The sequence below is a fragment of the Streptomyces sporangiiformans genome, assembly GCF_005768555.2.
Taxonomy (GTDB): domain Bacteria; phylum Actinomycetota; class Actinomycetes; order Streptomycetales; family Streptomycetaceae; genus Streptomyces; species Streptomyces sporangiiformans.
In genome coordinates, this window is sequence record NZ_VCHX02000286.1 from 1 (window position 1) to 13,863 (window position 13,863).

Consider the following 13,863-nt stretch of genomic DNA (forward strand, 5'->3'; position numbering starts at 1 on the left):
AGAGGCGTCGAGGAGGCGGGCCCCGGCCCCGGCCCTCACGTCGCGGCCGGTGCCGGGGCCCGCAGTGTGCTCAGGAAGTCCGGTGGACGAGCTGGTTGGTCAGTTCGTACCGCGCGCCGACTATGGCCAGGTCACCCGTGGCCACCTTCGCGGCGAGGTCGGGCTCCGCCGCGAGCCGGGAGCGGACGAGTGCGACGTTGGCGTCGATCGTCGCGTCGATGCGGGCGTCACCCTCCTTGCTGTGGTCAATGGCCGGGCTGATCTGGTCGGCCAGGTACTGGATGTGGGCGGGCAGCTCCTCGCCGGACTCGTCCGCCTGGACCGCCGCCTTCACGGCGCCGCACGACTGGTGCCCGAGCACCATGACCAGCGGTATGCCCAGTTCGAGCACCCCGTAGGCGATGCTGCCGAGCACGGCCTCGTCCAGCACCTCGCCCGCCGAGCGCACCGTCATCAGGTCACCGAGGCCCTGGTCGAAGACCAGCTCCGGCGGTACGCGGGAGTCGATGCATCCGAGCACGACGGCGAAGGGGTGCTGACCCGTCGTCAGCGCCTGCCGGACGGCCGGTGACTCATCGGGGTGGCGTTCGCGGTACGTGCGCCAGCGGAGGTTGCCCGCCGCCAGTTCCCGCAGGGCTTCCTGCGCGGTGGTGGGCCGGGGGCGCGTGCTGCCGGTGGGAGTGGCGGCGGCAGCTGAGGGGGCGCCGACGGCGAGACCGGCACCGAGGGCAGCGGTGCCGGTCAGTGCGGCGCGGAGAAGTGAGCGCCGGGCGGGAGCGACCCTGCCGGCGGATGCGGTCGACGTGAGGCCGACGGCTCTGTGGGGTGGGAGGTCAGGATTCACAGCCGGGAACGTATGTCTGAATCTGGCACACGATCGATCACCTGACCGCATCTTGACGCTCCATGAACCAACCTTGGGTGATTCCACCCCGGGCCGTTGCCCGGATTTTGGACAACCAAGGTGATCGCTTTCAGCCATGTCCTGTGGCATCAAAGCCTGTTGAACTGTTTCGTCGTGCGCCCCAGATGGGTGACCGGCCCGGGATCCGGCACCGCGATCTCGTGAAAGCCCAGGCGGTCGTAGAAGGCCCTGGCCGGAGTGTTGGTCGTCACCATGCTCAGATGGACGGCCTGCACACCCCTGTCCCACAGGGCCCGCAGGAACGTTCGCATCAGCACGCGGCCGTGGCCGCGGCCCTGCCAATCCGGGAGCAGGTCGATGTGCAGATGAGCCGGATACGCCGCGACTTCTGGAACGACCATCCGCTCGGGGTGGTGCAACAGCCGGATCATCGCCTCGTCCGGGGTGCTCGGCGGTCCACTGGGCTCCGGAAAACGGTCCGCCACCAGAGGCAGCCACTTCGCGCGGAAGTCCTCGGCGAAGCGAGGAGTGTCCGCGGTGCCGAGGATGTAGCCGACCGCCCGTCCCTGCCCGTCGTCCAGCACGAAGGCCAGCTCCGGCTCCAGATGGACGTACGGAGCCGCGAAGATCGTCGGAAGGATCTCGGGGTTCGCGTAGTGGGGCCGGCTGTCCTGGCCGTTGTGCGCGGTCCGGATGCAGATGTCGTCGAGGGCCTCTCGGTCCTCGGGGCGGTACGGACGCACGGCGGGAGATGCAGCGGGAGATGCGGCGGAAGATGAGGTCACCGCAGCATGCTGCATCACTGGGAGCGCTCCCACAATGCCGTCCGCAAGCTGTGAGTCAAGCGTCGCGTGGACCAGCCCCGCGGTGAAGGCCATCGAGCCGGCCCGCAGGGGTACTTCGATGATCGATGACGAGGGCAGCCGCGGCGGCGATGTCCGAGATGCCCGCCATGCGCCTCGTGGAGGCTTCGTTCATGGTGTCGGTGTCCTCCGCCCGGTATGCGAGGCAAGCGCGTTACGCCTACCGTGGCTCGCATGGGCGATGCGGTGGAGCTGGAGGTGGCGGGGCGGACCGTGCGGCTGTCCAGCCCGGGGAAGGTCTTCTTCCCGGAGCGCGGCCTCACGAAGCTGGACGTCGCCCAGTACTACCTCGCCGTCGGCCCCGGCATCCTGCGCGCCCTGCGCAACCGGCCCACCACCCTGGAGCGCTACCCGGAGGGTGTGGCGGGCGAGTCCTTCTTCCAGAAGCGGGCCCCCAAGAACATGCCCGACTGGATCCCCACCGCCCACATCACCTTCCCGAGCGGTCGCAGTGCCGACGAGATGTGCCCCACCGAGGCCGCCGCGGTCGTGTGGGCCGCCCAGTACGGCACACTCACCTTCCACCCGTGGCCGGTGCGCCGCGACGACGTCGACCGTCCCGATGAACTCCGCATCGACCTGGATCCGCAGCCGGGCACAGGGTACGACGAAGCCGTGCACGCCGCCCATGAACTGCGCGCCGTCCTGCACGAGTTCGGCGGGATGCGCGGCTGGCCCAAGACGTCCGGCGGCCGGGGCCTGCACGTGTTCGTGCCGATCGAGCCCCGCTGGACCTTCACCCAGGTGCGCCGCGCCGCGATCGCCGCCGCGCGCGAACTCGAGCGCCGTATGCCCGACCGCGTGACCACCGCCTGGTGGAAGGAGGAGCGCGGCGAGAAGATCTTCGTCGACTACAACCAGACGGCTCGCGACCGCACCATCGCCTCCGCCTACTCCGTACGTCCCCGGCCGCACGCCCCGGTGTCCGCGCCCCTGCGCTGGGAGGAGGTGGGCGTCGCCGTGCCCCATGACTTCGACCTGGTGTCGATGCCCGGGCGTTTCGCCGAACTCGGCGATGTGCACGCCGACATGGACGACCACGCCTTCTCCCTCGAAGCCCTGCTGGAGCTCGCCCGCCGGGACGAGCACGACCACGGTCTGGCCGACCTGCCGTACCCGCCCGAGTATCCGAAGATGCCGGGCGAGCCGAAGCGGGTACAGCCGAGCCGGGCCAAGCGCGAGGAGAGTTGAGCGGAGAGACGCGGGGCGAGACAAACGGATGGACAAGCGGGGAGACAAACGGAGAGACAGGCGGAGAGACGAGCGGTGGCGTACGGCCGCTGCCGAAGCACAGCGAGCCGCACGCCACCGCCGCTGGGGCGCCCACCACGGGTCACCCCGTACAGGCGACTACAACTCCTTGATCCGGATGTCCCGGTACGAGATCACATCCGTCGTGCCGTGCACCTGCAGTCCGACATAGCCGGAGGCGAACCGGCGCCCGTCCGTGCCCGGGTCGTCCGAGCGCGGCGGGGTGAAGTCCTGGCCGCCGATGTTGTCGAACTCGTTGATCAGCACGCCGTTGCGGTACACCGAGTAGTGCTGGTCGACCACACGGATCTCGTAGTCGTTCCAGGTGCCCTTCTGCGTGACGCCGGCCCCGGCCAGGCCCACACGGTCGAAGCCGTAGACCGAGCCGGACTTGTACATGTCGCCGTCCGGACGGTCGTTGATCTGCAACTCGTGCCCGTACTTGATGGCGACCCACTCCGGACGCGACTCCTCCGGGTGGTCGTGGACCCACGGGAAGCGGGCGAAGACACCCGCGTTGGCATTGCCGGTGCCCGGCGCGTCGTCACGCCACTGGAGCTTCAGCGAGAAGTCGCCGTACTTGCGCTCCGGGAACCACAGCATGCCCATGCCCGACACCGTGGTGCTGCTGGTCATCGAACCGTCCGCGTTCACCGCGAACCTGCCGCCGCCGACCTGCTGCCACTTCGCGAACGACTCCTCGGAACCGTCGAAGATCGTGCGGTAGCCCTCGGTCTGGCCCGGCTTGCCGATGCCCGACTCCTTGGCGGCCTTGGTGATCAGGTTGTACTCGCGCTGGACGATGACACCTTCCTTGAGGAGCTTGTCCAGGACGCCCTTCACGTGCTTCAGGAACAGCGCGTGCGACGTCCACTCCTTCTCGTCCTCGATCAACTCGTTGATCCGGCACCGGTTGTTGGTGATCCGGTTCGGCACACCGGTGTCGACCGTGCCGACGATGACCGTGAGCCGCTCGTCGTACTCGGCGCAGGCGGGCGCCGGAACTCCGCCGCCCGCGGCGACGGTGAAGCTCACCTTCCGGGCGTCCGACGTGTTGCCCGCCTTGTCGCGCGCCCGGTACGCCACGGTGTGCGCGCCCACGCGGTCGACCACGACGGGCGCGGTGTAGGCGAGGTACGGCCCGCCGTCCAGCGAGTACTCGATCGCGGCGACCCCGGAACCGCCGTGCTCGTCCGTGGCGGTCACCGTCACCTTGGCGCTGTCGATGTAGGCGCCGGAGGAGTTCTTCGGCCCCTCGACGCTCACGCCGGTCACCGGGGGAGTCTTGTCCTCGGCTGGCGGCGCGACGACCTTGAACTCGACCGACTTCTCCGCGGCCACATTGCCGGCCTTGTCCGTGGCCCGGTAGCGCACCTTGTGCGTGCCCACCTCGTGGACCATCACCGGAGCGGTGTAGGGCCGCCATGCACCGGAGTCGCCGAGTGCGTACTCGATGGTGTTGACGCCGGATCCGGTGTCGGAGGCCGTCACGGTGACGGTCGCCATGGAGAGGTACTCCCCTTGCGGGTTCTGCTCGCCGCTCACGGAGGCCGAGGTGCCGGGGGGTGTCGTGTCGTCCGTCGGCGGCGCCACCACCGTGAACTCGGCCGTCTTCTCGGCCGCCGTGTTCCCGGCCTTGTCGACCGCTCTGTAGCGGACCTTGTGGCTGCCCACCTGGTCGACCACCACGGGCGTCGTGTACGGCTGCCAGGCGCCGGCGTCACCCATCGCGTACTCGATCCGGTCCACACCCGAGTCGGCGTCGGTCGCGCTCAGCGTCACCGTCGCCGAACCCACGTAGGCACCGTCCGCGTTCTGCGTACCCTTCACGTCCGCCTTGGTCTCCGGCGCGGTCGTGTCCTCGCCGGTGCCCTCGGTGACCACGAGGATGCCCTGCATCTGACCGTGGCCCGGGATGGTGCAGTAGTAGCGGTACCGGCCTGGCGTCAGCGTCACCTCGGCCGTGTGCTTCCCGCCCTGGTCGTCGCTCGGATTGGCCAGGATGTTGAGAGGGACATCGTTGTTGTACTCCGGGTCGGACACATCGAAGGTCAACGTGTGCGGCATCCCCATGGTGTTGCCGGTCGCCGTGCTGTTCTCGAAGACGATCGTCGTCGTGCCGGCGACCGCGGTGGCGGGCGCCGACAGGTACTTGTCGATGTCGTTGCCGGCCGTCCACGTCAGCGTCTGCGCGGCCGCCGCCGAGGGGGCGGCACCGGCACCGTCGGGCTTCCCGAACGCGGACGTCGACGTCAGTCCGAGCACCATCAGCAGCGATGCCAGCAGAGCCGTCCACAAGCTGCCGGTCGCTCTTCCAGTTCTTCGCCGTCGTATGCGTACCGCGCTCATCACTCGGCCTCCCTGGCCAGCTGATCGGCGGCCGGCGTCGGAGCGCCGCCCTTGTAAGTGACCTGCCACAACGCCGACTTGGCGTCCGAGGTGAAGAAGCCACGTCCGTAGTCGAGGAGGTACAGCGTGCCGTCGGGGCCGAACTTCCAGTCCATGAGGTTCTTGATGCCGTCGTTGCCGACAGGCACGATCTTCTTGAGCGACTCGGCGTGCACCGGAATGCCGCCCTGGCCCGCGGTCTTGGGGTCGAGCAGCACCGCGTGGCGCGGCTGGTCGCCGTCGTAGAAGTCGCCGACGAACCACTTGCCGTCCCAGTACGACGGCCACTTCCCCTCACTCGCGGACGCCGAGTCGTAGCGGTAGACGGGCCCGTTCATGGCCGCCTGCGCGCCGCCCTTCAGCCACGGCAGCAGGAACTTCTGCTCCTCCGTCTTGTACGACGGGATGCCGTTCGCGTCGCGCGGGAAGTCCGGGCCGCCGCCCTGGGGTGAGTACCAGATGGTGTTCCCGGTGACCGGCGGAAGGTTGACGAGACCGTCGTTGTTCGGCGACTCGTTCTTCGGGGCGTCGCAGTCGTACCAGCCGAGCGGTTTCGACGGGTCGGGCAGGTTGCGGTCCCGGTAGGGCTGTTTGTTGCCCATGCAGTACGGCCAGCCGTGGTTGCCCGGCTTGGTGATGGCGGCGAACGTGTCGTACTTCGCCGGGCCCCAGGTCGTCGACGGGTTTGACGCGTCCGGGCCGACCCAGCCCGCGTACAGGACGTCCGTCTTCTTGTCGACGGAGATGCGCGCCGGGTTCCTGACGCCCATCACATAGATCTCGCCGCGCGTCTTGCCGCCGCCCTCGTCGGTCTCCTTGCCGGTGAAGAGGTTGCCCTGGGGGAGCGTGTACGTGCCGTCGGACTCCGGGTGAATGCGCAGGATCTTGCCGTTGAGGTTGTTGGTGTTGCCGGCGGTGCGGCGCGCGTCGGCGAACGACACGCCCTTGTAGCTGGGCTGCGGGTTGTTGCCCGAATAACCGTCGCTGAAGCCACTGGAGTTGTTGTCGCCCGTGGCGATGTACAGGTTGCCCTTGGAGTCCCACGCCATGCCGCCGCCCGAGTGGCAACAGCTGTGGATCTGCACCGGCCACTTCAGCAGGACCTTCTCGCTGCTCAGATCCAGCTTGTTCGTGGCCTGGTCGAGGGTGAAGCGGGAGACGCGCCGCTCGGCCATCCGTGTGTCACGGTTGATCTGGGAGTGGGGCGTGTAGTGCAGATACACCCAGCCGTTCTGCTGGAAGGCCGGATCCAGCTCGATGCCGAGCAGGCCCTCCTCGACCTTGATCAGCTCACCCCCGCCGCCCTTGTTGCCGAACACGGTCAGCGCGCCGGCCAGGGTGACCTTCTTGGTCTTCGGGTCGTAGACGTGGATCTCGCCCTTGCCCTTGCCGATGTCGGGGTTGTTCCAGTCGGTGACGACGGGCTGCGAGGAGTCCGAGCCGCCGCGGCCGATGTAGAACACCCGGCCGTCGGGCGCGTTGACCAGTCCGTGCGGCTCGCCGATCTGGTCGTTCTGCCCCGGCTGGTTGGGCTGAGTCAGGCGCTCCGCCTTGTAGTTGGCGTTGATCGCCGCCTTGCAGTCGGCCCGGACGAGCCGCGTCGTCCACAGCAGTGCTCCGCGTAGATGGGTACGGAAGTCCACTTCGTCGTATGAGGAGACCGTGCCGCCCATGCCGGTGTAGAAGGAGCGTCCGCCGTCGTAGTCACGGCACCAGGACACCGGGTGGTCCGCGCCGTTCTTGCTGTCGCCCGGCTGGTACGTCGACTCGCGCACCCGCGCCACGGTGTGCACGTCGCCCGACGGGTTCTTGACCCAGTTCAGCCACTGGTCCGGCCGCTTCCACTGGACCGGGAGATCCTTCGTGGCCGGATGCCGGCGGTCGCCGACCTCGACGGTTGCCCGCTGTACGGCGGTGGGGCTCGACGCTGCCGGCCGGGCGCCGACGAGGCCTGTGAACCAGTCCGAGTACGGTTCGGCGCGGGCCGCGTCATGGACGCCGAGGAAGCCGCCGCCCGCCTCCATGTACGCCTCCAGACCGGCCTCCTGCTCCGGTTCGAGGACGTCGCCGCCGCCCGTCAGGAAGACGACCGCGTTGAAGCGGCCGAGTTTCGTCTCGTTGGTGAAGACGGAGGCGTCGTCGGTGGCCTCGACCTTGAAGCGCTGCGCGGCCGGACCGGACAGGCCGATCTTCTCGATCGCCTCGATACCGGCGTTGACGACGGGAGACTCCTCGCCGCCCGCCGCGGACCCGTGGTAGATCAGCACCCGTACATTGGCGCCGCCGGGCGGCGACTTGATCGACATCGTTGTCAGCGCCGGATCGGGCGCCGGGCGCGCACTCGCGGTGGGCCCCGAGAGGACCCCCGCGGTGAGGGCTCCGGCCGCCAGGACGGCGGGCCAGGCGCGGTGTCCTGCTCTGTGTCTTGCTCTGCTCAACCCTCGTGCGCCTAAAGGATTTTGATGCGGTGTGAGCCGCATGTGTCACCCACCCCTCCTCGGTCACAGCAACAGCGCCAAGGAAGCTAGACCTCTTTTCGTCACTCGCCAATAGCTATGACCGCAATGGCACGAACTTTGTCCTGAGAGTGGATAAAACGTGACTCGTGCCGTTACCGTCTCCGGAGTTCGTCTCTGTCGCTTCCATCAGTTCCGGCAGATCTGTCAATCCCGTTGGCTCCGCACCACGTTGGGGGAGTACGGCATGGGCACCACGGACGACATGGGCCGACGCGGCTTCAACCGGCGGATGCTGCTGGGCGGGGCTGCCGTTGCCGCCACCGCGACATCGTTGTCGGCGGTCGGCGCGCAGGACGCGGCGTCCGCCGACGGTCCGGTCAGGACGGCCCCCGCGGGCGGCGAGGTGAAGCGCGTCAAGCTGTACGCGGAGAAGCTCGCCGACGGTCAGATGGGCTACGGCCTGGAGAAGGGCAAGGCGTCGATCCCCGGCCCGCTCATCGAACTCAACGAGGGCGACACGCTGCACATCGAGTTCGAGAACACGATGGATATGGCGGTGAGTCTGCACGTCCACGGCCTCGACTACGAGATCTCCAGCGACGGCACGAAGCAGAACAAGAGCGATGTCGAGCCGGGCGGGACGCGCACGTACACCTGGCGCACCCATGCGCCCGGTCGTCGCAAGGACGGCACCTGGCGGGCGGGCAGCGCGGGCTACTGGCACTACCACGACCATGTCGTCGGCACCGTGCACGGCACGGGCGGCCTCCGCAAGGGCCTGTACGGACCGGTGATCGTCCGCAGGAAGGGCGACATCCTTCCCGACCGGACCCACACCATCGTGTTCAACGACATGATGATCAACAACAAGCCCGGTCATCAGAGCCCCGACTTCGAGGCCACGGTGGGTGATCGGGTGGAGTTCGTGATGATCACGCACGGCGAGTACTACCACACGTTCCATCTGCACGGGCACCGCTGGGCCGACAACCGCACGGGGATGCTGACGGGTCCTGACGATCCGAGCCAGGTACTGGACAACAAGATCGTGGGACCCGCCGACTCCTTCGGCTTCCAGGTGATCGCGGGGGAGGGCGTCGGCGCGGGCGCGTGGATGTACCACTGCCACGTCCAGAGCCACTCCGACATGGGGATGGTGGGGTTGTTCCTGGTCAAGAAGACGGACGGAACGATTCCCGGGTACGAGCCGCACGAGCATGAGCACTAGCTACTGCGTGCGGTGTGAGGCCCTGACCCGCGCAGTCGGTCGCGATCAGGGGGCCCGGAAGCCGCCGTGTTTCGGCGATCGAGGCCTTCATACCCGCCCCGCCGTCCGGCCAGAGCGACACGAATGACTCGCCGTCGGCGGGCACGTCAACTCGCCCAGGTCGTACGGACGTCCAGCACCCCCCACTCCGTGTACGGATCTTCCAGTACGTAGATCCGCGGGCCGCGGCAGACGACGTCCCGGACTCCTATGTCCGTGCCGTCGGGGCGGACGAGGCGGGTGTGGGTGACGGGTTCGACGGCGTTCCAGGTGAGGCGGCAGTCGACAAGCTGGTTGCGGTCGTCGCCGTGGGGGCCGTAGAAGACCACGCGGCCGGCGTGCAGGGCGAAGGCGCTCGCGCCGTGCACAGGATTCCGCCGGGTCCGGACCACACGGCCGTCGCGGATCTCCAGGAGGGGAAAGTCCTGGTAGGGGCAGGCCCAGGCCGCTCGGCCGTCCACGTTCAGTGCGTAGCAGTCGGAGATCTCACCATGGTCGGGGCCGATCCCGTACTCCCACAGTGGGTCACCGGTGCTGCTCCAGCGGCGCAGGCCGGGGTGGCTCAACTCGTCGTCGCCGTAGACGCCTTCGTCGAAGTACCCGACCCAGATGTCACCGTTCTCGTCGACGAGCAGATCCTGGATGGCGTCCCCGACCCGGAACGTCCACGACGAGCGCCCGAGCACGTCGAAGACCTGGACGTGCTCCTCGCTGCGACGGCTGCGGGCGTCCGCCACGACGAAGCCGCCGTCGGGCAGCGCGTCGAACACGGGGTGGTGTGCCTGTAGGGCGCTGAGCCGCGTCTCGTACGAGCGGCCGTCCTCGACCGTGACGGCCACGGCGTCGTAGGGCTTGCGGACCCGTCGGCCCGGTGGCCGGCCGGGCGGGCGCTCGGTCAGCAGCCAGTGCGCGCGCCCGTAGGCGTCGACGGTGCTGTGCAGGACGTGAAGATCGCGATACGGGCGCGGAAGGCGGGCGTGAGGGGTCAGCCGGATCGCGGGGGCGTCAGTGGGCATGGGCCTTTCTCATCGTCATGGAACCGATCTTCACCGAGTCCGGTCCACTGGCGCAAGGCTGTTTCCGCGGGCGGCGTAGGATCGGGGAGCGCTCTCAACACCGCGCCGACCAGGGGTTATCCTGACCCGCAACCGCCGTCTGCGAGGAGTCCCGAGGTGACCGAGTCGTCGACAGCGCCACGCCCCACGCTGGAAGCCGTGGCGGCCCGGGCGGGCGTCTCCCGGGCCACCGTGTCGCGTGTCGTCAACGGCGGCGACGGCGTACGGGAGCCCCTGGTCGAGCGGGTCAGGCGGGCCGTCGACGAGCTCGGCTACGTCCCCAACCAGGCCGCGCGCAGCCTTGTCACCCGGCGTCACGACGCGGTCGCCGTGGTGATCGCCGAACCGGAGACCCGGGTCTTCGCCGACCCCTTCTTCGCGCTTCAACTCCGTGGCATCAGCAAGGAGTTGACCGCACACGACTCCCAGCTCGTGCTGCTGCTCACCGAGGGTCGTGACGACCATGTGCGCGTGGGCCGCTATCTGGCCGGCGGTCATGTCGACGGCGCGCTCGTCTTCTCCCTGCACCTCGACGACCGACTGCCCGGCCTCATCCACGGCGCCGGAGTGCCGACCGTGTACGGCGGACGGCCGGGCTGGGGCGACGGGACGCGCGGCGCGGTCTACGTCGACAGCGACAACCGGGGCGGCGCGCGGGAGGCGGTGCGCCATCTCGTCGCGCTCGGGCGTACGCGCGTCGCTCACATCACCGGCGCCCTCGACCAGACCTCGGCGGTCGACCGGCTCGACGGCTTCCGGGACGTCATGGTGGACGCCGACCCCAGGCTGATCGTGGAGGGCGACTTCACCCCGGCGGGCGGCGAGCGCGCGATGCGGGAACTGCTCGACCGCTGCCCGGAGCTGGACGCGGTGTTCGCCGCCAACGACCTGATGGCCTCGGGCGCGCTGCGTGTGCTGCGCGAGCGGGGGCGGCGGGTGCCCGAGGACGTCGCCCTGATCGGTTTCGACGACATGCTGCCCGTCGCGGAACAGACCGACCCACCCCTCACGACGGTCCGTCAGGACATAGAGGAGATGGGCCGGTTGATGGCACGGCTGCTGCTGCGTGGCCTGGATCGCCGGAGCGCGACCGAGCCAGCGGCCGCGGGCTCGGTCGCGCAGAGCGGCTTGGTGGGCGCGCCGTCCAGTGTCGTCCTGCCGACGACCTTGGTACGGCGCGCCTCGGCGTAGGGCTCTGGGGCTTTGGGGCTCTGTGGCCGGCCCCAAGGGGCCTAAGAACCTACCGTCACCGTGAACCGGCGCGGGTTGCCGTCATGGGCCGCGCCGGACACGTCGGGTTCGCCGTCCGGGCGTACGTCGTCGTACGGGAAGGCGTAGCCGATGGGCGAGTTGGCGTGCACGACACGCGCCCAGTGGTTGGTGGTCGTGCCGTTGTAGTAGTCGGCCGCCGTCGCCCCGTTCGGCTGGGAGGCGTGGGTGAGCATGATCGAGCGGTTGAAGCCGGCGGCCAGGCGGGCGAGGAGGCCCTTCTTGTCGTCGGGGTCGGCGGGGTTGTTGGCGAACGGGCCGTGGTCGCAGGTGAAGATGTCCTTCGACGTGGGCTTGGCGAAGGTGTGGCCGCCGTTGAAGGTGAGGGTGTCGCCGCTGACCCGGCCGGTGAACACACCGCGCCCGCCCTGGAGATCGATCTTGAGGTCGGTCGTGCGGTACTTCTCCCACACCTGGTCGATGTAGCTGTTCCAGACGTCGCGGAACGGCATCTCGGCGGGACGGTCGAAGTAGGGGGCCATCAGGTTCTGCGGGGAGATCACCCGGAGTACGTCGCCGCCGCCGTCGCGGATGACGAGCTTGTCCCAGGGCTGCCCGTCCTTCGCCGCCTGCGCCGCGAGGTCCGAGGCGATCTTGTCCACGGCGCCGTCGGGCAGCGGGGCGACGGTGTGTGTGGCGTCGCCCTCCAGTGTCAGGCCGATCGGCAGGGCGGTCACCAGGTCGACGTAACTGATGTTGGCGAAGAGCTGCTGGGAGTTGAACGTGAACTCGCAGAACGACCAGGTCTTGCCGTAGTTCGCGTCGGTGGGCGTGGCGAAGGCCGGTTCCACCAGACCGGGTCCCGGGTTGAGGAAGAAGTCGAGCGTGTCGTCGCGTACGAAGTAGACGCGGGCACCGTACATCTGAGGGAGCGTCAGTACCTTGGGCGCGGAACCGGCGGCACCGAGTGGGATGGCGCAGTCGACGGGCAACGGGGTCTGCGGTGCCGAGGGCGACTCGGGCCGGTAGACACTGCTGTCGGCCCGCAGCAGCATCCAGTTGCCGGTGGACTGCTCGTGTCCTGTGACGTACGCACGGACCGTGCCCGGCAACGAAGCGTTCTTCAGGGCGAGTTCGCAGGTGGTGGGGGCTGCCTCGGCGTCCGGGCTGAGAGCGCTTCCCCAGGCGGGGTAGCTTGCGGTGGCGCCCAAGGCCGCGGCTCCGGTCAGGAACGATCGACGTGAAATCACGGAGAGCCTCCTGAGGTGTGGGGGATGCAGGTGGGCCGATGCGCTGTGGGGGATCGCATCGGCCCCTGCGGCGCACCACTGTCCTCAGGGGGAGACGAGGCGTCAAGGGTTATGGCTGAGAGCGCTCTCGAAATCTTTCTTCCGTTCACAAGATGACGATGAAAAGGCCGGACCTCAGGGGGGTGAGGCCCGGCCTTGACTCAGCTCTGCTGCGCTTCGCTCTTGATGATCGCGAAACGCGCCCCATCAGGGTCGGCGAGCTTGGCGAGCCGGCCTACGCCCTGCATGCTCGTGGCGGGCATCCGGATCGTTCCGCCCAGCTCCTCGGCCTTGGCGACGACGGCGTCGGGATCCGTGACCTCGAAGTACGGCAGCCAGTACGCACCCGCCGCCTCCTCCACCGGATCGTCGGCCAGTGGGACGAGGCCGCCGAACATGTCCTCCTCCTTGGTGCCCCCGGGGTTGACGCAGGTGTACGTGCCGCCGGGGAACGGCACCGCCGAAGTCTCCAGGTCCAGCACGGAGTTGTAGAACGCGGCCGCCGCGGCGATGTCCGGCGTGTAGAGCTCGACCCAGCGCAGGGAGCCCGGGGCTCCCGTCACGTCGAGGCCCTTGAGCGTGGCCGGTTGCCAGATGCCGAAGGCCACGCCCGCGTTGTCGCTGAAGATGGCCAAGCGGCCCCGGTCCATGACGTCGTCGGGTGGCATGAGCACGTTGCCCCCGGCCTGCTCGACCGCCTTGGCCGTGGCGTCGGCGTCCGGGCTCTGGAAGTACACGTTCCAGGACGGCGGGCCCTGCTCCGCGGTGGTCTGCATGCCGGCCGCGGCGGTCTTCCCTTCCAGCTGGAAGAACCCGTAGCCGCCGGATTCGGGGCCCGCCGACTGGAAGTCCCAGCCGAAGAGCGCGTTGTAGAAGGACGCGGCAGCTTCGATGTCGCGCGTGCCGAGGTCGACCCAGTTGGGGGAGCCGGTGACAAAACGGGTGGTGAGCATGATGCCCTCCTCTTTGAGGGTTCCCGTCGCCTGCAGTGCCGAGTCTTGCACCGCCCACTGACAACCGCCGCCGGAGCGCTCCGCGCGGTGACGAGGTGGTTGGTTACTCTCTGTGGTTGCGCGGGAGACGCGGGGGTGGGAGGGCGCGCCGCCGTGCGCGACGCGGCGGGATCGACCATCATCGGCGGGTCGGCGGGTCGGCGGGTCGGCGGGTCGGCGGGTCGGCGGGTCGGCGGGTCGGCGGGTCGGCGGGTCGGCGGGTCG

The 13,863-nt window shown here is 69.0% G+C and carries 10 protein-coding genes; 3 read left to right on the forward strand and 7 right to left on the reverse strand.

The window, feature by feature from the left end:
• Positions 1-70: 70 nt before the first annotated feature.
• Both FGD71_RS36510 and FGD71_RS36515 read right to left on the reverse strand, forming a co-directional pair.
• Positions 71-844: a carbonic anhydrase gene (locus FGD71_RS36510; protein ID WP_240436950.1), complete on the reverse strand. Its 774-nt coding sequence runs from the start codon at positions 842-844 to the stop codon at positions 71-73.
• A gap of 149 nt (positions 845-993) precedes the next feature.
• Entirely contained in the window at positions 994-1,665 is a 672-nt protein-coding gene (locus tag FGD71_RS36515; RefSeq protein WP_119104844.1) for a GNAT family N-acetyltransferase, read from the reverse strand.
• Between the two features lie 237 nt (positions 1,666-1,902).
• Between FGD71_RS36515 and ligD the strand changes: the two genes are divergently transcribed.
• Entirely contained in the window at positions 1,903-2,919 is a 1,017-nt protein-coding gene (gene ligD / locus FGD71_RS36520) for a non-homologous end-joining DNA ligase (RefSeq protein ID WP_119104838.1), read from the forward strand.
• A gap of 159 nt (positions 2,920-3,078) precedes the next feature.
• On the opposite strand, the gene FGD71_RS36525 is transcribed toward ligD, so the two are convergent.
• Positions 3,079-5,328 carry an OmpL47-type beta-barrel domain-containing protein gene (locus FGD71_RS36525; protein WP_181359349.1) on the reverse strand — a complete coding sequence of 750 codons (2,250 nt, stop codon included), beginning with the start codon at positions 5,326-5,328 and terminating at the stop codon, positions 3,079-3,081.
• Positions 5,328-7,847 (reverse strand): ThuA domain-containing protein, encoded by a 2,520-nt coding sequence (locus FGD71_RS36530; RefSeq protein ID WP_181359350.1) that lies wholly within the window; start codon positions 7,845-7,847, stop codon positions 5,328-5,330. Before FGD71_RS36530 ends, FGD71_RS36525 begins: the two co-directional genes overlap by 1 nt.
• Positions 7,848-8,088: 241 nt before the next feature.
• Here FGD71_RS36530 and FGD71_RS36535 point away from each other — a divergent pair, with 241 nt between their 5' ends.
• The gene (locus FGD71_RS36535) at positions 8,089-9,054 is read left to right on the forward strand and encodes a multicopper oxidase domain-containing protein (protein WP_181359351.1); all 966 of its coding nucleotides are present in this window, start codon (positions 8,089-8,091) and stop codon (positions 9,052-9,054) included.
• Positions 9,055-9,200: 146 nt separating this feature from the next.
• Here the strand turns inward: FGD71_RS36535 and FGD71_RS36545 are convergent, their stop codons facing one another.
• Positions 9,201-10,109, reverse strand: coding sequence for a hypothetical protein (locus FGD71_RS36545; protein ID WP_119104841.1), 909 nt, complete (start codon positions 10,107-10,109; stop codon positions 9,201-9,203).
• A 156-nt stretch (positions 10,110-10,265) separates the two neighbouring features.
• On the opposite strand from FGD71_RS36545, the gene FGD71_RS36550 reads away from it, so the two are divergent.
• The gene (locus FGD71_RS36550) at positions 10,266-11,339 is read left to right on the forward strand and encodes a LacI family DNA-binding transcriptional regulator (protein ID WP_119104842.1); all 1,074 of its coding nucleotides are present in this window, start codon (positions 10,266-10,268) and stop codon (positions 11,337-11,339) included.
• A 41-nt stretch (positions 11,340-11,380) separates the two neighbouring features.
• On the opposite strand, the gene FGD71_RS36555 is transcribed toward FGD71_RS36550, so the two are convergent.
• Positions 11,381-12,607 (reverse strand): glycoside hydrolase family 64 protein, encoded by a 1,227-nt coding sequence (locus FGD71_RS36555; RefSeq protein ID WP_119104843.1) that lies wholly within the window; start codon positions 12,605-12,607, stop codon positions 11,381-11,383.
• Between the two features lie 200 nt (positions 12,608-12,807).
• A complete protein-coding gene (locus FGD71_RS36560) occupies positions 12,808-13,599 on the reverse strand; it encodes a VOC family protein (RefSeq protein WP_119104846.1) in 792 nt (263 codons plus the stop codon).
• Between the last annotated feature and the right edge of the window lie 264 nt (positions 13,600-13,863).

Bases quoted from the DNA above. Each gene is read 5' to 3' on its own strand.
- FGD71_RS36525 (WP_181359349.1), bottom strand. From the start codon at position 5,328: ATGAGCGCGGTACGCATACGACGGCGAAGAACTGGAAGAGCGACCGGC.
- FGD71_RS36535 (WP_181359351.1), top strand. From the start codon at position 8,089: ATGGGCCGACGCGGCTTCAACCGGCGGATGCTGCTGGGCGGGGCTGCC.
- FGD71_RS36515 (WP_119104844.1), bottom strand. From the start codon at position 1,665: ATGCAGCATGCTGCGGTGACCTCATCTTCCGCCGCATCTCCCGCTGCA.
- FGD71_RS36560 (WP_119104846.1), bottom strand. From the start codon at position 13,599: ATGCTCACCACCCGTTTTGTCACCGGCTCCCCCAACTGGGTCGACCTC.
- FGD71_RS36545 (WP_119104841.1), bottom strand. From the start codon at position 10,109: ATGCCCACTGACGCCCCCGCGATCCGGCTGACCCCTCACGCCCGCCTT.
- ligD (WP_119104838.1), top strand. From the start codon at position 1,903: ATGGGCGATGCGGTGGAGCTGGAGGTGGCGGGGCGGACCGTGCGGCTG.
- FGD71_RS36530 (WP_181359350.1), bottom strand. From the start codon at position 7,847: ATGCGGCTCACACCGCATCAAAATCCTTTAGGCGCACGAGGGTTGAGC.